We start from the raw sequence: 19,897 nt of genomic DNA on the forward strand, positions 1-19,897 counted from the left end.
GGGGCAAGCCCACTCCCACGCCTCGTCCCTGAGGACTTTTGCGTAGGAGCGGGCTTGCCCCGCGATAAATTCAACGCTTACTGATGATACTGCGCGGACAGCTCGTGCACCGCGTTGATGAACGCGCCTGCGTGCTCTGGATCGACCTCTGGGGTAATGCCATGCCCCAGGTTGAATACATGCCCAGTGCCCTTGCCGTAGCTGGCCAGAATCCGCGCAACTTCCTGGCGAATCGCGGCAGGCTTGGCATACAGCACGGTTGGGTCCATGTTGCCCTGCAGGGCCACCTTGTCGCCGACCCGGCGGCGGGCATCGCCAATCTCGCAGGTCCAGTCCAGGCCCAACGCGTCAGCGCCAGCCTCGGCGATGCTTTCCAGCCACATGCCGCCGTTCTTGGTGAACAGGATCACCGGCACCTTGCGCCCGTCGTGCTCGCGGATCAAGCCGCTGACGATCTTGCGCATGTAGGCCAGGGAGAACTCCTGGTAGGCCGCCGCCGACAGGTTGCCACCCCAGGTGTCGAAGATCTGCACCGCCTGGGCACCGGCCTGGATCTGGCCGTTGAGGTAGCTGGTGACCGACTGGGCCAGCTTGTCCAACAGCAGGTGCAGGGCCTGCGGGTTGTCGTAGAGCATGGCCTTGGTCTTGCGGAAGTCCTTGGAGGAGCCGCCTTCAACCATGTAGGTGGCCAGGGTCCAGGGGCTGCCGGAGAAGCCGATCAGCGGTACACGACCATTGAGCTCACGGCGGATGGTGCTGACCGCGTCCATCACGTAGCCCAGGTCTTTGTGCGGATCAGGGATCGGCAGCGCTTCGATGTCCGCCAGGGTGCTGATGACCTTCTTGAAACGCGGGCCTTCGCCAGTTTCGAAGTACAGGCCCTGGCCCATGGCATCGGGGATGGTGAGGATGTCCGAGAAGAGGATCGCTGCGTCCAGCGGGTAACGGTCCAGCGGCTGCAGGGTAACCTCGCAGGCGAACTGCGGGTTCATGCACAGGCTCATGAAGTCACCCGCCTTGGCCCGGCTGGCGCGGTACTCCGGCAGGTAGCGGCCGGCCTGGCGCATCATCCAGACTGGAGTGACGTCTACGGGTTGCTTGAGCAGTGCACGCAGGAAACGATCGTTCTTCAGGGCAGTCATGTCGGCATCCGGAAAAAAAGTGCGGGCATTTTCTCAGACGTACAGAGAAAAGGCACGGTTGTTTGTCTATCCGTCTGCCTTGGATCAATTATTTTTGTATACAAAACGCATCGCGGGGCAAGCCCGCTCCCTCGCAGCACACTCATCTGCATGGGAGCGGGCTTGCCCCGCGATAGCGATGGGTCAGACTTCGAGGTAGTCCAGGATCCCTTCGGCAGCGGTGCGCCCTTCGAAGATCGCCGTCACCACCAGGTCAGAACCGCGCACCATGTCGCCACCGGCAAACACTTTAGGATTGCTGGTCTGGTGCTTGAACTTGGCCTTCTCAGGTGCAACCACCCGCCCTTGGCTGTCGGTTTGAATGCCGTACTGCTCGAACCACGGCGCTGGGCTCGGACGGAAACCGAAGGCGATCACCACGGCATCGGCCGGTAGGATCTCCTCGGAGCCCGGAATCGGCTCAGGGCTGCGACGGCCACGGGCATCCGGCTCGCCGAGACGGGTCTCGACCACCTTTACGCCTTCGACCTTGTCTTCGCCAACGATGGCGATCGGCTGGCGGTTGTAGAGGAATTTCACCCCCTCTTCCTTGGCGTTCTTCACCTCTTTGCGCGAACCGGGCATGTTCGCCTCGTCACGACGATAGGCACAGGTCACCGACTTGGCGCCCTGGCGGATCGAGGTGCGGTTGCAGTCCATCGCGGTATCGCCACCGCCAAGCACCACCACCTTCTTGCCCTGCATGTCGACGAAGTCTTCCGGCGACTTTTCAAAGCCCAGGTTGCGGTTGACGTTGGCGATCAGGAAGTCCAGTGCATCGTGCACGCCCGGCAGGTCTTCACCCGGGAAACCGCCCTTCATGTAGGTGTAGGTGCCCATACCCATGAACACTGCGTCGTACTCGGCGAGCAGTTGTTCCAAGGTGATGTCCTTGCCCACTTCGGTGTTCAGGCGGAACTCGATGCCCATGCCGGTGAAGACTTCGCGGCGATTGCTCAGCACGGTCTTTTCCAGCTTGAACTCGGGGATGCCGAAGGTCAGCAGGCCACCGATTTCAGGGTTGCGGTCGAACACCACCGGAGTCACCCCGGCACGCACCAGCACGTCAGCGCAACCCAAGCCCGCAGGGCCGGCACCGATGATGGCGACACGCTTGCCGGTCGGCTTGACCTTGGACATGTCCGGACGCCAGCCCATGGCGAAGGCGGTGTCGGTGATGTACTTCTCCACCGAGCCGATGGTCACGGCGCCAAAGCCGTCGTTGAGGGTGCAGGCACCTTCGCACAGACGATCCTGCGGGCACACGCGGCCACAGACTTCCGGCAGGGTGTTGGTCTGGTGCGACAGTTCCGCCGCGGCCAGGATGTTGCCCTCGGAGACAAGCTTCAACCAGTTGGGGATGAAGTTGTGCACCGGGCATTTCCATTCGCAGTACGGGTTGCCGCAACCCAGGCAACGGTGCGCCTGGTCGACGGACTGCTGGGGCTTGAAGGGTTCGTAGATCTCGACGAACTCCTTCTTGCGCTGACGCAGCAGCTTTTTCTTCGGGTCTTTGCGCCCGACTTCGATGAACTGGAAGTCGTTATTCAGACGTTCAGCCATTTTTCAAAACCTCTCAACAGCAGCTGCAAGCGATAAGCTGCAAGCCGCAAGACGATCACGTAAGCCCGGCAAACCTCGCACTGCGGTCACTTGCAGCTTGAGGCTTGCCACTTGCAGCTGCTTTTACTGCGGGTTGGCACGGGTACTGGACAGCAATTGCTTGAGATTGGCCGCCTTCGGCTTGACCAGCCAGAAGCGCCGCACGTAGTCGTCCAGGTTCTCCGAGAGCTCACGCCCCCACTCGCTGCCAGTCTCTTCGACGTATTCGGCAAGGACCCGCGCCAGGTGGCTACGGTAAGCCTCCATCGCTTCACCACTGATACGCTGGATTTCCACCAGCTCGTGGTTGAGCTTGTCGACGAAGCTGTTGTCCATGTCGAGCACGTAGGCGAAGCCGCCAGTCATGCCAGAACCGAAGTTGTAACCGGTCTTGCCCAAGACGCAGACAAAGCCGCCGGTCATATATTCACAGCAGTGATCGCCGGTGCCCTCGACCACAGCGTGGGCGCCGGAGTTACGTACAGCGAAGCGCTCACCTGCGGTACCGGCAGCGAACAGCTTGCCGCCAGTGGCACCGTACAGGCAGGTATTGCCGACGATGGCGCTGTCCTGGGTTTTAAACGGGCTGCCAGCAGGCGGCACGATGGTCACCTTGCCACCGGTCATGCCTTTGCCGACGTAGTCGTTGGCATCGCCTTCGAGCAGCAGGTTCAGGCCACCGGCGTTCCACACGCCGAAGCTCTGCCCGGCAGTACCCTTGAAGCGGAAGGTGATCGGCTTGGCGGCCATGCCCTGGTTGCCGTACAGCTTGGCGATTTCGCCAGAGATGCGCGCACCAATCGAACGGTCGCAGTTGCAGATGTCCAGGCTGAACTCACCACCGGCCTGGTCGCGGATCGCCGGCAAGGCCATCTCGACCATCTTCTCGGCCAGCTCGCCTTGGTCGAACGGCGGGTTCTTGTCGACTTCGCAGAACTGCGGCTTGTCAGCCGGGATGTGCGAGCTGCCCAACAGCGGGCTGAGGTCGAGGTACTGCTGACGCTCGGTGTCGCCTGGCAATACTTCGAGCAGGTCGGTGCGACCGATCAGCTCGCCGAGGCTGCTGACGCCGAGCTTGGCCAGCCACTCACGGGTTTCTTCGGCGACGAAGGTGAAGAAGTTGATCACCATGTCGACCGTGCCGATGTAGTGATCCTTGCGCAGCTTGTCGTTCTGGGTGGCGACGCCAGTGGCGCAGTTGTTCAGATGGCAGATACGCAGGTATTTGCAGCCCAGGGCGATCATCGGCGCGGTGCCGAAACCGAAGCTTTCGGCGCCGAGAATGGCGGCCTTGATCACGTCCAGGCCGGTTTTCAGGCCACCGTCGGTCTGCACCCGAACCTTGCCGCGCAGGTCGTTGCCGCGCAGGGTCTGGTGGGTCTCGGCCAGGCCCAGCTCCCACGGTGCACCGGCGTACTTGATCGAAGTCAGCGGCGAAGCGCCGGTGCCGCCGTCGTAGCCGGAGATGGTGATCAGGTCGGCATAGGCCTTGGCCACGCCGGCGGCGATGGTGCCCACGCCAGCTTCAGCGACCAGTTTGACCGAGACCAGCGCCTGCGGGTTGACCTGCTTGAGGTCGTAGATCAGCTGGGCCAAGTCTTCGATCGAGTAGATGTCGTGGTGCGGCGGCGGCGAGATCAGGGTCACGCCCGGAACCGCATAACGCAGCTTGGCGATCAGGCCATTGACCTTGCCGCCCGGCAGCTGACCACCTTCGCCCGGCTTGGCACCCTGGGCCACCTTGATCTGCAGCACTTCGGCGTTGACCAGGTATTCGGGGGTGACACCAAAGCGGCCAGTGGCGACCTGCTTGATCTTGGAGCTACGCACGGTGCCGTAACGCGACGGGTCTTCACCGCCCTCACCGGAGTTGGAGCGCGCGCCCAGGCGGTTCATCGCCTCGGCCAGGGCCTCGTGGGCTTCTGGCGACAGCGCCCCCAGGGAGATACCGGCAGAGTCGAAGCGCTTGAGGATCGCCTCCAGCGGCTCGACCTGATCCAGCGCCAGCGGCTGCTCGGCCACCTTGACCTTGAGCAGGTCGCGGATCATCGACACCGGCCGGGTGTCGACCAGCGTGGTGTATTCCTTGAACTTGGCGTAGTCGCCCTGCTGCACGGCGGCCTGCAAGGTGTTGACCACATCCGGGTTGTAGGCGTGGTATTCGCCACCATGGACGAACTTGAGCAGCCCGCCTTGCTGGATCGGCTTGCGCGCGCTCCAGGCTTCGGCGGCGAGCAGCTTCTGGTCGCCTTCCAGGTCGACGAAACGCGCGCCCTTGATGCGGCTCGGCACGCCCTTGAAGCTCAGGCCGACCACTTCGTCGGACAGGCCGATGGCTTCGAACAGCTGCGCGCCACGGTACGAGGCGATGGTCGAGATACCCATCTTCGACAGGATCTTCAGCAGCCCCTTGGAGATGCCCTTGCGGTAGTACTTGAACACTTCGTCCAGATCGCCCAACACTTCGCCGGTACGGATCAGGTCGGCCAGCACTTCGTAGGCTAGGTAGGGGTACACCGCCGAGGCACCGAAGCCCAGCAGCACGGCGAAGTGATGCGGGTCGCGGGCGGTAGCGGTCTCTACCAGGATGTTGCTGTCGCAGCGCAGGCCCTGTTCGGTCAGGCGGTGATGCACCGCGCCCACGGCCAGCGAAGCGTGCACCGGCAGTTTGCCAGGGGCGATGTAACGGTCGCTCAGCACCAGCTGGGTCTTGCCAGCCCGCACCGCTTCTTCAGCCTGATCGGCGATGTTGCGGATGGCAGCTTCCAGGCCAATGCTTTGTTCGTAGTTGAGGTCGATCAGCTGGCGCTCGAAGCCTTCGCGCTCCAGGTTCATCAGCGAGCGCCACTTGGCTGGCGAGATCACTGGCGAGCTGAGGATCACCCGCGAAGCATGCTCCGGGGACTCCTGGAAGATGTTGCGCTCGGCCCCCAGGCAGATCTCCAGCGACATCACGATCGCTTCGCGCAGCGGGTCGATCGGGGGGTTGGTCACCTGGGCGAACTGCTGGCGGAAGAAGTCGTACGGCGAACGCACGCGCTGCGACAGCACTGCCATCGGCGTGTCATCACCCATAGAGCCGACCGCTTCCTGGCCCTGCTCGCCGAGCGGACGCAGGACCTGGTCACGCTCTTCGAAGGTGACCTGGAACATCTTCATGAATTGCTTGAGCTGGTCAGCATCGTAGCTGGCCGCGCCTTGGTCATCGCTCAGGGTCGCCTGGATGCGCGTGGCGTGCTGGCGCAACCAGCGCTTGTACGGATGGCGCGACTTGAGGCGGTTGTCGATGGCGTCGGTGTCGAGGATCTGCCCGGTCTCGGTGTCCACGGCAAAGATCTGCCCCGGACCAACCCGGCCCTTGGCGACCACGTCCTCTGGTTTGTAGTCCCACACGCCGATTTCCGAGGCGAGGGTGATGTAGCCGTTGCGCGTGGTGACCCAGCGCGCCGGGCGCAGGCCGTTGCGGTCGAGCAGGCAGACGGCATGGCGACCTTCGGTCATGACGATACCGGCCGGGCCGTCCCACGGCTCCATGTGCATGGAGTTGTATTCGTAGAAGGCGCGCAGGTCGGCGTCCATGGTCTCGACGTTCTGCCACGCTGGTGGCACCAGCATGCGCACGCCGCGGAACAGGTCGATGCCGCCGGTGACCATCAGTTCGAGCATGTTGTCCATGCTCGAGGAGTCCGAACCTACGCGGTTGACCAGCGGGCCAAGCTCTTCGAGATCGGGAATCAGGTCGTTGGCGAATTTGGTGCGACGGGCCATGGCCCAGTTGCGGTTGCCGGTGATGGTGTTGATCTCGCCGTTGTGGGCGAGGAAGCGGAACGGCTGGGCCAACGGCCATTTCGGCAGGGTGTTGGTCGAGAAACGCTGGTGGAACACGCAGATCGCGGTTTGCAGGCGTGGGTCATCGAGGTCTGGATAGAACGCCGCGAGATCGCGCGGCATCATCAGGCCTTTGTAGATGATGGTCTTGTGCGAGAAGCTGCAGATGTAGTGGTCGCTGTCGTGGGCGTTGGCCACAGACGAGCGACGACGGGCACTGAACAGCTTGATGGCGAACTCTTGGTCGCTCAGGCCTTCACCGCCGATGAATACCTGCTCGATCTGCGGCAGGCGCTCCAGGGCCAGGCGGCCGAGCACGCTGGTGTCGATCGGCACTTTGCGCCAGCCGACCAGCTTCAGGCCAGCGGCGAGGATCTCGCGGTCCATGTTTGCGCGCGCGGCTTGCGCTTTAACCGGGTCCTGGTTGAAGAACACCATGCCTACCGCGTACTGCTTGGGCAGCTCGACGGCGAAATGCTCTTGGGCCACGGCGCGCAAAAACTGATCGGGCTTCTGCATGAGCAAGCCGCAACCGTCGCCGGTCTTGCCGTCGGCGTTGATCCCACCGCGGTGGGTCATGCAGGTCAACGCCTGCATGGCAGTTTGCAGAAGGTGGTGACTTGGCTCGCCCGTCATATGGGCGATCAGGCCGAAACCACAGTTGTCCTTGAATTCTTCCGGATGGTACAGACCTGTTTTCATAGACACATTCTCACCAGGTTCACCTCTCGACGGAGGCAAATCTCTTTTTAGTACAACCACTTACCATCCACACCGGTCGAATGCCAGCTTTTTTGCGGGGGGCAACGTGAAACCATTGTTGCACAGCGACAGTGAAGCTCACAAATTCTAACGACGAATCGTTGTAAATTTATGTCGCAATTTTGAATGTTTTTGACCTGTCACCGTGGTACGGCATTGATCGGAGTCTGAAGCGTTTCAGCCTGGACTGCAAGAGAGGGCTTGTGGCCGGCAGTCTGGGACAGAAAAGCCTGCCGCGTTTGAACGCAGCAGGCTAGACGAAAGTCAGGAGTCGCTCAGCATCTGGGCAGCGGGGTGGTGCCGCCCGGAAGGTATCAGCGAGCCGTAGCCAGCTCTTGTTGGACGCTGGCAACGGTACGTGGCCAAGGTTTACCAGCCTGGACCTTCGCTGGCAAGTTCTTGATTGCCGCAACCGCTGCATCACGGTTGGCGAAGTTGCCGTAAGTGACGACGTACAGTGGCTTGCCCTGCAGGGTTTTCTTGAAGTAGCGATAGTCGCCACCCTGCGCTTTGACGAACGATTGGGCCGATGCCTCGGAGCTGGTGCCGAGGATCTGCACCACGTAATTGCCTGGTTTCTGGCCCGAGTACCAGCCGCTGTTGCCACTGCCACCGGCAGCAGGTTTAGCCGCAGGCTTGGCGGTTGCAACCTGAGTCGGAGCTGGCGCGGGCTTGGCAGGCGCTACCGGTTTGGCCGGCTGGGTTGCAACAGGCTTTGGCGCAGGCGCAACCGGCTGGCTTGGCGCGCTGGCGATTGGCTGCGCAGGCGCCGCAGCTGGCCCCGCAGGAACACCTTCAGGCGGCGCAATGGTGGTAACGGTCGGCGGGTTGGCGGGTTGTAACGCAGTGTTGCCAGCTGGACCGCCCTCTTCGCCATCGCCCATGCCTGCGGCCTGGGCTAGCGGCTCGCGCATGACCGGCTGCGACTGACCTACCAGCGGCAGTGGCATTGGCTGGGAGGAGCCGGAGAACTCGATGGCAGGGTTGCCATTGTTGGCCTGGGCGTTGCCCGGCTGGCCTTCACCCAACGGCAGCTGGGCCTGGGCCGCAGGCGCGTCGGTAGGGGCTTTATCGGCGCCCTTCTTGGGCATCAGGACCGCCGCAGCAACGGCGACCACTACGACAGCAGACAGCGCGAGCACGTGTTTTTTAGGCATTTTGAACCCCATGGATGGTCGCTTCGCCGTACTGCGGGTGGCGATCATGGCTTCGATCAAGGTATCGCGGGCGACCTGGTTGATAGTGCCAGGCCAGCCGTCCGAATGTTCATGGATATCGACGATCTGTTCAGCGCTGAACACCTCGATGCCCCGGCCAGCGCCCTCCAGGCGTTGCTCCAGATACTCGCGGGTTTCTTCCTCGCTGTAGGGGGCAAGCTCGATGACGTGGAAACGATCACCATCAGCATTGAGCTCATCCAACCCTGCGATCAGCGAGGGCTCACCGAACAGGAACACGTGCGGACGCCCTTCCGGAACCCCCGCCGCCAACTCCAGCAACGCTTGGAGTGCCGACTCGCCGAGTTGTTCCGCATCGTCCACCAACAGATAGACTTCCTGGCCGGTCAGCGCCAGTTGTACCACCTGGGACAGAATGGCTTGCACCTCGGCCTGGGCTACCCCAAGCGCCTGGGCCACCTGGCCGAGCACGCTGGCAGCATCGCTGGCGCCACGGGCAGAAACCACCACGCTCTGTACCGACTGTTTGTTGGTGCTTGCCACCAGCGCCTGGCGCAGCAGGGTCTTGCCGCTGCCCACCGGGCCGGTGACTACCAGCATCAGCTGGCTGTAGCGGGCCAGGTGATGCAGTTGCCCCAACACCGGCTTGCGCTGGGCGGGGAAGAACTTGAAGCCGGGCACACGCGGCGCGAACGGATCGTGGCTCAGTTGGTAATGGTCGAGAAACGCCTCATCGGCATGCAAACTGGTCATTGCGCTGTCACAACCTCAAAGCTGGGCCACGATCGCGCGGTAATCCGCTGCCAGCGTGGCCTGAAGGATCTCTTTCGGATAGTCGTCGGTAATCACGGCTTCGCCCAGCTGGCGCAACAGCACCAGGCGCAAGCGACCGTCGAGAACCTTTTTGTCGACCGCCATATGCTCCATGAAATGCGCCGGGGTCATTTCCTGTGGGGGCACCACCGGCAATCCTGCGTCCTGCAGCAGGCGAATAGCGCGATCACGCGCCGGCTGGTCGATCCAGCCCAGGCGCATGGACATTTCCAGGGCCATTACCGTGCCTGCTGCCACGGCTTCGCCGTGCAGCCAGACGCCGTAGCCCATGTGGGTCTCGATGGCATGGCCAAAGGTATGACCCAGGTTGAGGGTCGCACGCACGCCAGACTCACGCTCGTCAGCCCCGACCACCGCAGCCTTGGCCGCGCAGGAGCGGCGAATGGCCTCGGTCAGGGCAGCGTTATCCAGGCCACGCAGGGCCGTCATATTTTCTTCGAGCCAGTCAAGGAACGGCTTGTCGCAGATCAGGCCGTACTTGATGACTTCGGCAAGCCCTGCCGACAGCTCGCGCTCTGGCAGGGTCTTGAGGGTAGTGGTGTCGATCAGCACCGCATTGGGCTGATAGAAGGCACCGACCATGTTCTTGCCAAGCGGGTGGTTGATGCCGGTCTTGCCGCCAACCGAGGAATCGACCTGGGACAACAGCGTGGTCGGCACTTGAATGAAATCGACACCGCGCTGATAGCAAGCGGCAGCGAAACCCGCCATGTCACCGATCACCCCTCCGCCCAGTGCGACCACGGTGGTACGCCGATCATGGCGTGCGCTGAGCAGGCCATCGAAGATCAGTTGCAGGGTTTCCCAGTTCTTGTAGGCTTCGCCGTCGGGCAGCACCACATGCACCACCGAGTAGGCGCCCAGGGTGCGACTCAAGCGTTCGAGATACAGCGGCGCGACGGTCTCGTTGGAAACGATGGCGACTTGCCGGCCGGCAATGTGCGGTGCCAGCAACTCAGGCTGGTCCAACAGGCCTTCGCCAATGTAGATCGGGTAGCTGCGTTCGCCCAGATCGACCTTTAGTGTCTGCATGTATCCCCACAATGTGCTTGGGCGCGGCATCGCCAGTGCAATCCGCGCGGTAACGTTGAACCCTGCCTCGGCATTGGCTGCCGAGGATAGTCCCCGGCTCAGCGGGGCGGCAACTTCTCCAGGCGCTCGAGGATGTCGAGCACCACCATGCGCGGTGGCCGTTCGTCGGTTTCCACCACCAGGTCAGCGATCTCGCGGTAGAGCGGATCGCGCGATTCCAGCAGCGCACGCAAGGTCGCCTCGGGATTGGCTGTGCGCAACAGCGGGCGATTGCGATCACGTGCGGTGCGGCCGACCTGCTGCTCCACCGAGGCGTGCAGGTAGATCACTCGTCCGCCGGCGTGCAGTGCCTGGCGATTGGCCTCACGCATCACTGCGCCGCCACCGGTGGCCACCACCACGCCGTCCAGCTCGCAGAGTTCGGCGATCATCGCCTCTTCACGATCACGGAAACCCGGCTCGCCTTCCTTGTCGAAGATCCACGGGATATTGGCGCCGGTTCGCAGCTCGATTTCCTTGTCGGAATCCTTGAACAGCAAACGCAGCTCTTTGGCCAAAAGGCGACCGATGGTGCTTTTACCAGCACCCATGGGGCCTACAAGTATCAAATTTCGCACAGAATCAACGACTCACAGCAATCGCCTGGTCACTCATGATACGCGGAGTCAGGAAGACCAGCAGCTCGGATTTTTTCTCTTGTAATGCATCGCGTCGAAACAGCCGCCCAACATACGGCAGATCGCCGAAAAATGGCACCTTGTCGACTACATTGTTTTGCGAAGTCGAGTAGACGCCACCGATGACAATGGTTTGGCCATCAGCCACCCGGACCTTGGCATTGACCTCGTTCTTGCGAATCGGCGGTACGTTGTTCAAGGCATTGACGAAGTCTGGCTCGTCCTTGGTCACCTTGACCGTCATGATAACGCTACCGTCTGGCGTAATTTGTGGGGTGACCTCCAGCGACAACGATGCCTCGCGAAAGGAGATAGAGGTCGCGCCGTTTCTGCTGGTCTCCTGATAGGGCACCTCGGTGCCCTTGAGGATGCGGGCAGTCTCCTTGTCTGCCGTAACCACTTTGGGCTGGGAAATGATCTCGCCATTGCCGCTTTTTTCCATGGCACTGAGCTCAAGATCGAGCAACGTATCGCCACGCAGCAACCCCAAACCCACACCGGATGTGGCGCGATCGACGCCAAGGTCGACAAACAGGCCGTTAGTCAGCTGCGCATCGCCCGCCGAGAATGACGCGCCCCAACGCACACCCAGGCTTTTCTCGTAATCGACATTGGCCTCGACGATGCGCGCCTCGATCATGACCTGACGCACAGGCACATCCAGTTGCGCGACCAAGCGTCGCAACTCTTTGAGTCGCGCTGCCGGCTGGTGGGCAACCAAGGTGTTGGTGCGCACATCCACGCTCAGGCTGCCGCGCCCAGCTTCTCCCGCTTCGGCGAGCGTGGCCCGCAACAGCTCGGCAAGTTCGCTCGCCTTGGCGTGATGGATGGGCAGCAGCTCGCGAACCAGCGGCTGCAACTGTGCATCGAGCTCCAGCCCCAACTGCGCCTCGCGTGACTGCCCCGCCAACTCGGCCACTGGCGCTACCAGCAGGACACTCCCCTCTTGGCGCCGGGCCAGCCCCTTGCTGCGCAGTACCAGGTCCAAGGCCTGATCCCAGGGCACCTGCTCCAGCCGCAAGGTGATGTTGCCAGTGACCGAGTCGCTGACCACCAGATTGATCCCGGCGTAGTCAGCCAGCACTTGTAGGATCGAGCGCACTTCTACGTCCTGGAAGTTCAACGACAACGGTTCACCCTCGTAAGTCGCCGCTGACGCCCCCTGAATCCACAGGATCATTGCCACTACCCACACCGACAGCTGCTTCACGCTCATCCTTGACCCCTTTGCCCGCGCGCTTCCTGAGCGCGAGATACGTCGACCGGTGCTGCCAGGCACCCCCGAGGAACACTCGTTCAAGCACTTCTATCTGGCGCTCATCGATGCGCGTGACGACGCCCTCATCCCTGCCCAGGGGATCGCCCACCTTGACCCGATAGATTCGGCCCGCTGACCACACCAGCGCCTGCGATTGGCCAGCACGCGAAAGGCTGCCGACCATTTCCAGTTGTGCCAGCGGCACCCTGGCCAAACCATCCACTGCGAGCCTCGATGACCAAGATTGGAACGGATCTGAGCGAGGCGCCTCGGTGGCTTCCCGGGCTGGTTCATGAGCCAGCGACAATGGCAGCGGCAGCGTCTGCCCGGCGTGATAAGCCTGAACCTGCAGACGCATCCGCAACACGCCTGTGCGGCCCTGCGCTGCTTCCAGGCGCAGCCCTGAGGGGCGCAACAAGCGCATTTGCCCCAGCCACTCGTCGAGCCACATGCGCAACGCCGAATAGCTACCCATGACTTCAATCTGCAAAGGCGCAACCCAATAGTCGCTGGCCTGGACCTCCTCCAGCACATCGAGCCGTTCGAACGACAGTCCATGGGCGTGTCCGGAACTGGCCAATTGGTCGAGCAGATCACTCATGCCCTCTCCCGCCGCGAGGCGCCAACGGGCGTCTTGTAGCTGGACTTGGCTATCAGCCAGCGCGGCCTTGATAGTCGGCAGATCCTGCATCTGCTGCGACTTTTGCGCGTGCGCCCGCGCCAACTCGACGAGCACCTCAGAACCCTGCCGATACGATTGCTGTGGCTCTTGCAGTCGTAACAGCCAGCCCAGGCCCAACACCAGCAAGGCGGGAGCAGCCAGGGCCGCTACCTTGAACGCTCGAGAACTGACAGCAAGCCCCTGCCATTCGGGCAACCACGCGCCAATCACCTGGAAAGCGCCGGCAAACGGGCCAGCAGCAGGAACTCATCGCCCTGGGAATGCGCCTTGATTTGCTTGAGTTCCAACCCTTCAAGTAGCCGTGACTGTTGCAGTTCGCGCATAAACTGAGCGACCACAGCCGAAGACGCCGCCAGCCCGGTCAATTCAAGCTGCCCGTCTTGCAAGGACAGGTCGGTGAGTTGCAGCCCGGCCGACAACGCCCTTTCCAACTCGGCGAACAGTCTTGGCAGTACGCCCTGGTCCACCCTCAAGGCCGCCAGGGCGGCTGATTGTGCCAGCGTGCGCTCACGCGCCTGGCGCAACTGAGCAAGGCTCTCCAGTTGTACATCCAGCTGCGCGAGGCCAGCTTGGCGCTCAGCAATCCTTGAGGCTTGCTGGAGCCCACGCTGACGCGCCATATGGTCCAGCACCATGACCGCGCAAAGCGCGAACAGCAGGCTAACCACTAGACCACGCTGAAACCGTCGCACTGCCGCCAGTCGCTGTCGCTCACGCCAGGGCAATAGATTGAGGCGAACCATCATTGCCCTCCTCCCAGCGCCAAGCCGCAGGCCAGTGCCATGGACGGCGCGAACAAAGAGAGTTCTTTTACATCCGCCCGCACCCCATGTAGAGCGCGGAACTGATCGCAAGGTATCCCCAAGCGCTGCTGTAAGCCGTCGATCCAGCCAGGCTCTATAGGTTGCGTTGCAACCATCAGCCCCTGGGGGGTGGCACCACGGAAAAGCTGGGCAGCCCGCGCCAGACGCGCTTCGCAAGGTTCAGATGGAGCAAAGCGCACCTCCTGACGTTGCGGCAAGCCCGTGTCAGACCAGGTATGCAGAGCTGCACCAGCCGATTCAATCCGCAGCAAAGCGTGGTTGCCAGCCGGTAGAACCCGTCGCAGGGCGATACTGTCGACCTCCACCGCTACGGCCTGCAAACCTGCCTCTTCAAACACCTGCTCCAACAGCTCGAGTGAGCGCTGACGACAGGCAGCCACCAGGACATCCACATGCCCCTCAGCCTGCGGCGAAGCGCCCATTACCTGAAAATCCATGGCCAGGTCTTCGAGTGGAAAAGGAAACAGCCGCTCTGCGTCTGCGAGCAGCCGCTCCTCCAGCTGCGCGGCGGTCAGCCCTGCCGGTAGAGAGCAAACCTTGCAGATCACCTCAGCACCAGGCAGCGCTACGGCGACTTGCTGGCGCTTGCAGCCACTGCGCAGATAGGCGCTGCGCAGCGCTTTGATCAGTGGCTGATAGTCTTTTGACCAATCTGCGTGCAATGGCACGTCCAGCGCTTCTTGCGCCCAGGCGAGTACCCGGTAGCGCCCTTGTCGACGCTGCACTTGCAGCATGCGTATCGAATCATGGGCTATTTCCACCCCCAGTAGTGAACCGGCATCCTTGCCAAAGCGTCCAAGCATCGCTGCCTCCCTGCTCCATCGTCGCCAAACCGCGCCCACCGATCCGGCGGCCAGGGCCGGCCGGTCGCCCGGAAAGGCGAAAAATGCTTATAATGCCCAGCGTTTTTTTCTGTCCGCCGGACCCGCGTGCAATCCACTTCTCAATCTGGACACCCCAAAGCCTTGATACGCCTGCTGAAGTTTTTCTGGTGGTCTTTCGTCGCAGTCATCTGTGCGCTCGTACTCGGTCTGAGCGGTGCGTTTCTGTATCTTAGCCCCAGCCTGCCTTCGGTCGAGTCGCTACGAAGCATCCAGTTGCAGATCCCCCTGAGGGTGTACAGCAGCGATGGCAAGCTGATTGCCGAGTTCGGCGAAATGCGGCGGTCTCCAATCCGTTTTGCGGAAATTCCCCCACAGTTCATTCAGGCGCTTCTGTCAGCCGAGGACGACAATTTCCTCAATCACTATGGCGTCGATCCGAGCAGCTTGATGCGCGCCGCGACCCAGTTGGTGAAGTCTGGTCACATCCAGACTGGCGGCAGCACCATTACCATGCAGGTGGCGAAGAACTTCTTCCTCACTAGCGAGCGCAGCTTCTCGCGCAAGACCAACGAAATTCTCCTGGCCCTGCAGATCGAACGTGAGCTGACCAAGGACGAGATCCTTGAGCTGTACGTCAACAAGATCTACCTGGGCAACCGCGCCTACGGCATCGACGCCGCCGCACAGGTCTACTACGGCAAATCGATCCGCGATGTCAGCCTGGCGCAGATGGCCATGATCGCCGGCCTGCCCAAGGCGCCGTCACGTTTCAACCCGCTGGCCAATCCGGTGCGCGCCAAAGAGCGCCGCGACTGGATCCTGGGCCGCATGTACAAGCTGGGCAAAATCGACGAAGCCAGCTATCAGGCCGCCTTGGCCGAGCCGCTCAACGCCAGCTATCACGTGCCAACCCCGGAAGTGAACGCGCCCTACATCGCCGAAATGGCCCGCGCCGAAATGGTTGGCCGCTATGGCAGCGATGCCTACACCGAAGGTTTCCGCGTGACCACCACGGTGCCGAGCGACATGCAGAACATGGCCAACAATGCCGTGCTCAATGGCTTGTCCGACTATGACGAGCGCCATGGCTACCGCGGGCCGGAATCGCGCTTCCCCGGCAAGACCCATGCAGCCTGGCTGCAAGAGCTGAGCAAGCAGCGTACCCTCGGCGGCCTGGAGCCGGCCATCGTCACCCAGGTCGACAAGGCTGGGCTGAAGGTACTGACCCGCAACGGCGAAGAGCAGGATGTCGCCTGGGAGACCATGAAATGGGCCCGGCCGTATCTGAACAACAACGCCCAGGGCCGTGCACCGCAGTCGCCGGCAGACGTGGCCCAGATCGGTGACCTGATCCGCGTCCAGCGCCTGGAAGAAGGCAAGCTCAAGTTCAGCCAGGTGCCTGCCGCGCAGAGTGCCCTGGTCACCCTCGACCCTTATAACGGTGCTATCCGCGCCCTGGTCGGCGGCTTCTCGTTCGAGCAAAGCAACTACAACCGCGCCATGCAGGCCAAGCGCCAACCGGGCTCGAGCTTCAAGCCGTTCGTTTATAGCGCGGCCCTGGACAACGGCTACACCGCCGCCAGCCTGGTCAACGACGCACCGATCGTGTTCGTCGACGAGTACCTGGACAAAGTCTGGCGACCGAAGAACGACACCAACACCTTCCTCGGCCCGATCCGCATGCGTGAGGCGCTGTACAAGTCGCGCAACCTGGTGTCGATCCGCCTGCTGCAAGCGATGGGCGTAGACCGCACCATCGATTACATCGCCAAGTTCGGTTTCAACAAGCAGGACCTGCCGCGCAACCTCTCGCTGGCGCTGGGCACTGCGACCCTGACGCCCATGGAGATCGCCACCGGCTGGAGCACCTTTGCCAACGGCGGCTACAAGATCAGCCCGTACCTGATCGAGCGCATCGAGAGCCGCAGCGGTGAAACCCTGTTCACCGCCAACCCGGCTCACGTGCCGCAAGGTGGTGGCGAAGACCAGGCCGGCATTGCCGCGCCAGAGCAGCCGATCAGCACCGTCGCCATGCCGGGCGAAGCGCCGTCGGCCCTTGGCCAGGTCGCGCCTGCCCCGCAGACACCGGTGATTGCCGAGCAGATCATCGATGGGCGCACCAGCTACATTCTGACCAGCATGCTTCAAGACGTGATCAAGCGCGGTACCGGGCGCCGCGCCTTGGCGCTGGGCCGTACTGACCTGGCAGGCAAGACCGGTACCACCAACGAGTCCAAGGACGCCTGGTTCTCTGGCTATAACGCTGATTACGTGACCACTGTGTGGGTCGGCTTCGACCAGCCGGAAACCCTGGGCCGGCGTGAGTACGGTGGTACGGCAGCGCTGCCGATCTGGATGAGCTTCATGGGCGCCGCCCTCAAGGACAAACCGAACCATCCACCTGCCGAGCCTGAGGGCATTCTCAGTCTGCGGGTCGACCCGGTCAGCGGTCGTGCGGCTACGCCGAATACGCCCAATGCCTACTTCGAGCTATTCAAGGCTGAAGACTCGCCGCCGTCGGTGGATGAGCTGGGCAATGGTGCAGCGCCGGGCAGCCCGCTGCCAGCGGATGAAGCGGCGCCGATGGATTTGTTCTGATACCGGCCCGGCCTCTCCTTATCAAACGACGCTAGTATTTGGGGCTGCTTTGCAGCCCCAAAATCCCCACAAAAAAGCCCCGGCTCTCGCGAGCCGGGGCTTTTTCATGACGCTACGGACAATCAGCCGTTGAACACGTCATCCACGCTTTTCAGCGGGTAGTGCTGCGGGTACGGCAGGGTCGCCACGCCGCTTTCGATCGCGGCCTTGGCCACGGCATCGGATACCAGAGTGATCAGGCGTGGGTCCATTGGCTTCGGAATGATGTACTCTCGACCGAATTCCAGGGCCTGAACGCCGTAGGCCTCGCACACTTCCTTCGGCACTGGCTGCTTGGCCAGGTCTTTGAGGGCGATTGCAGCGGCGATCTTCATCTCTTCGTTGATGCGCTTGGCGCGAACGTCCAGGGCACCACGGAAGATGAACGGGAAGCCCAGTACGTTGTTGACCTGGTTCGGGTAGTCGGAGCGACCGGTAGCCATGATCACGTCATTACGCGTGGCGTGGGCCAGCTCAGGCTTGATCTCTGGGTCCGGGTTCGAGCAAGCGAACACGATCGGGTTGGCAGCCATCGACTTCAGGCCTTCAGGGCTCAGCAGGTTCGGGCCGGACAGGCCAACGAACACGTCTGCGCCTTGCAGGGCGTCGGCCAGGGTGCGCTTGTCGGTAGCGTGGGCGAACTGGGCTTTGTACTGGTTCAGGTCGTCGCGGCCAGCGTGGATCACGCCGGTACGGTCGATCATGAAGATGTTCTCGACCTTGGCACCCATGCTGACCAGCAGCTTCATGCAGGAGATAGCGGCAGCACCGGCGCCGAGGCAGACGATCTTCGCCTCTTCGAGGGTTTTACCAGCGATTTCCAGGGCGTTGATCATGCCGGCCGCGGTGACAATGGCCGTGCCATGCTGGTCATCGTGGAAGACCGGGATGTCGCACTGCTCGATCAGGGTGCGTTCGATTTCAAAGCACTCAGGCGCCTTGATGTCTTCCAGGTTGATGCCACCGAAGGTGATCGAGATGCGGCGCACGGTGTCGATGAACGCTTGCGGGCTTTCCGACTCGACTTCGATGTCGAATACATCGATACCTGCGAAACGCTTGAACAGCACGCCCTTGCCTTCCATGACCGGTTTGGAGGCCAGTGGGCCGAGGTCACCCAGGCCAAGAATGGCGGTACCGTCGGAAATCACTGCGACCAGGTTGCCCTTGCCGGTGTACTTGTAGGCCAGCTCTGGATCACGACCGATCTCGCGCACGGGTTCGGCGACGCCCGGGCTGTAGGCCAGGGACAGGTCACGCGCGGTGGCGGTCGGTTTGGTGAGCTCGACGCTCAGTTTCCCCGGACGAGGCTGAGCATGGTATTCGAGAGCGGCGGTTTTCAGGTCTGACATGGTGGGCAATTCCGCTATTTACTGTTCTGACGGACCGCCGAGGATACGCAAAGAGCCGGGGGGCGACAAGACTGCCCGGTCACTTGTGTCAAGGCCCTTGGCCTACGACTTTACGCTATAACCCACGGGGCATGCGGGCTTCAGTGTGTACAATCCAATATTGAAATGTCTACAATTTTTTAGTCAGAAGTGCGCTCCAGCATGCTCGGGTCGGTCAGCGGCAAAACCCAGCGCCGCTGTCCGGGCTGCAAACCACCCTTGCGGGAACGATCCAGCACCCAGCCGCGCGCTTCGACCTCGCGCCCTTTGAGGTTATCGAAGAAGCTGGTGGGGAAGTTGCGTTGCAGACGAGCGGGTACTTGCAGCACCAGAGCATCGTCGAGTTCCAACCAGACTCCGCCACGATTGCGCTGGATACCTTGAATTTTGCCGCCGATAACCGCAAAGCCCGATTGTTGGATATCGCGGTCGCGCTGCACCGGTGATTGCCGCCAAAGCCCTGCACGGACAGCGCGGGCAGCCTGTTCGGCATCCTGCTGACAGCCGGCAAGGCTGACATTAGGGGCCACTGCAACGCGGTAGCCGAGCCCCTCACTGAGCAGCACAGCCTCGAAATTGTCGCCACGCTTGCCGTAGATGTGGGCCAGGGTCCGCCCATATTTGTCTTTGGCTTCTACCCCAGGGACCAAGCCCACCTGGCCATCACTGGCTTTCACCAAGGCCTGGAGACGCCGCTTGGCCGCCTCGGCATAGGGCTCGCTGGTGCGCCCCTTGCGGCCGATCTCAGGGGCGTTGATGCCAATCAGGCGCACGCTGCGCCCGTCGTTCAGGCGCAGGGTATCGCCATCCACCACCTGGCGAACGGCTACCCGTTGGGGCTGCTCAGGCAGCGGACAAAATGCCAGGGCTGGCAACTGCCAGATCGCGCCCACAAAAAAAGCGCCCACAAGGGGCGCCTTTTTTAGCAGCAGCGCGAAACCCGAAGGGTTCGCCATGCGCATAATTACTTCTTGGTACCGAACATACCGAAGCGATCGGCGAACTTCTGTACGCGACCACCGGTGTCCAGGACTTTCTGCTTACCAGTGTAGAACGGGTGGCACTGGGAGCACACGTCGATCGCCAGCGGTTTGGCCAGGGTCGAACGGGTTTCGAATTTGCTGCCGCAGCTGCAGGTGACTGCAACTACTTCGTAGTTCGGATGAATATCTGCTTTCATGGTCACT

The 19,897-nt window shown here is 62.1% G+C and carries 14 protein-coding genes; 1 reads left to right on the forward strand and 13 read right to left on the reverse strand.

Annotated elements, in window-relative coordinates; all coding sequences use genetic code 11:
- Positions 1-77: 77 nt before the first annotated feature.
- The 10 genes from hemE to pilM all read right to left on the reverse strand — a co-directional run bounded on the left by hemE (position 78) and on the right by pilM (position 14,661).
- The gene (gene hemE, locus ACF8K2_RS23310) at positions 78-1,142 is read right to left on the reverse strand and encodes a uroporphyrinogen decarboxylase (protein ID WP_186556576.1); all 1,065 of its coding nucleotides are present in this window, start codon (positions 1,140-1,142) and stop codon (positions 78-80) included.
- 183 nt (positions 1,143-1,325) lie between these two features.
- Positions 1,326-2,744 carry an FAD-dependent oxidoreductase gene (locus ACF8K2_RS23315; RefSeq protein ID WP_186556575.1) on the reverse strand — a complete coding sequence of 473 codons (1,419 nt, stop codon included), beginning with the start codon at positions 2,742-2,744 and terminating at the stop codon, positions 1,326-1,328.
- 123 nt (positions 2,745-2,867) lie between these two features.
- Entirely contained in the window at positions 2,868-7,313 is a 4,446-nt protein-coding gene (gene gltB / locus ACF8K2_RS23320; protein ID WP_186556574.1) for a glutamate synthase large subunit, read from the reverse strand.
- A 374-nt stretch (positions 7,314-7,687) separates the two neighbouring features.
- Positions 7,688-9,304 carry an AAA family ATPase gene (locus tag ACF8K2_RS23325; protein ID WP_186556573.1) on the reverse strand — a complete coding sequence of 539 codons (1,617 nt, stop codon included), beginning with the start codon at positions 9,302-9,304 and terminating at the stop codon, positions 7,688-7,690.
- 15 nt (positions 9,305-9,319) lie between these two features.
- Positions 9,320-10,417, reverse strand: coding sequence for a 3-dehydroquinate synthase (aroB, locus tag ACF8K2_RS23330; RefSeq protein ID WP_392467889.1), 1,098 nt, complete (start codon positions 10,415-10,417; stop codon positions 9,320-9,322).
- Between the two features lie 98 nt (positions 10,418-10,515).
- Positions 10,516-11,034, reverse strand: a complete 519-nt coding sequence (gene aroK, locus ACF8K2_RS23335; RefSeq protein ID WP_186556571.1) for a shikimate kinase AroK — start codon at positions 11,032-11,034, stop codon at positions 10,516-10,518.
- A 4-nt stretch (positions 11,035-11,038) separates the two neighbouring features.
- Positions 11,039-12,310 (reverse strand): type IV pilus secretin PilQ family protein, encoded by a 1,272-nt coding sequence (locus ACF8K2_RS23340; protein WP_312151418.1) that lies wholly within the window; start codon positions 12,308-12,310, stop codon positions 11,039-11,041.
- Positions 12,228-13,229: a pilus assembly protein PilP gene (locus ACF8K2_RS23345; protein ID WP_392467892.1), complete on the reverse strand. Its 1,002-nt coding sequence runs from the start codon at positions 13,227-13,229 to the stop codon at positions 12,228-12,230. The genes ACF8K2_RS23340 and ACF8K2_RS23345 overlap by 83 nt, the downstream gene beginning before the upstream one ends.
- 11 nt (positions 13,230-13,240) lie before the next feature.
- On the reverse strand, positions 13,241-13,777 hold the full coding sequence (locus tag ACF8K2_RS23350; protein WP_392467940.1) for a PilN domain-containing protein: 537 nt from the start codon (positions 13,775-13,777) through the stop codon (positions 13,241-13,243).
- Positions 13,777-14,661, reverse strand: coding sequence for a type IV pilus biogenesis protein PilM (gene pilM / locus ACF8K2_RS23355; RefSeq protein WP_392467894.1), 885 nt, complete (start codon positions 14,659-14,661; stop codon positions 13,777-13,779). The genes ACF8K2_RS23350 and pilM overlap by 1 nt, the downstream gene beginning before the upstream one ends.
- 162 nt (positions 14,662-14,823) lie before the next feature.
- Between pilM and ACF8K2_RS23360 the strand changes: the two genes are divergently transcribed.
- Positions 14,824-17,280 (forward strand): penicillin-binding protein 1A, encoded by a 2,457-nt coding sequence (locus ACF8K2_RS23360; protein WP_368972847.1) that lies wholly within the window; start codon positions 14,824-14,826, stop codon positions 17,278-17,280.
- Between the two features lie 122 nt (positions 17,281-17,402).
- On the opposite strand, the gene ACF8K2_RS23365 is transcribed toward ACF8K2_RS23360, so the two are convergent.
- From ACF8K2_RS23365 to rpmE, 3 genes are all read right to left on the reverse strand, one after another.
- Entirely contained in the window at positions 17,403-18,671 is a 1,269-nt protein-coding gene (locus ACF8K2_RS23365; protein WP_186556568.1) for a malic enzyme-like NAD(P)-binding protein, read from the reverse strand.
- A 179-nt stretch (positions 18,672-18,850) separates the two neighbouring features.
- A complete protein-coding gene (locus ACF8K2_RS23370; protein ID WP_392467899.1) occupies positions 18,851-19,672 on the reverse strand; it encodes a thermonuclease family protein in 822 nt (273 codons plus the stop codon).
- A gap of 2 nt (positions 19,673-19,674) precedes the next feature.
- A complete protein-coding gene (gene rpmE / locus ACF8K2_RS23375; RefSeq protein ID WP_029614303.1) occupies positions 19,675-19,890 on the reverse strand; it encodes a 50S ribosomal protein L31 in 216 nt (71 codons plus the stop codon).
- Positions 19,891-19,897 lie beyond the last annotated feature (7 nt).

The sequence above is a fragment of the Pseudomonas sp. xss_2 genome, from assembly GCF_043104195.1.
Lineage (GTDB): Bacteria > Pseudomonadota > Gammaproteobacteria > Pseudomonadales > Pseudomonadaceae > Aquipseudomonas > Aquipseudomonas urmiensis.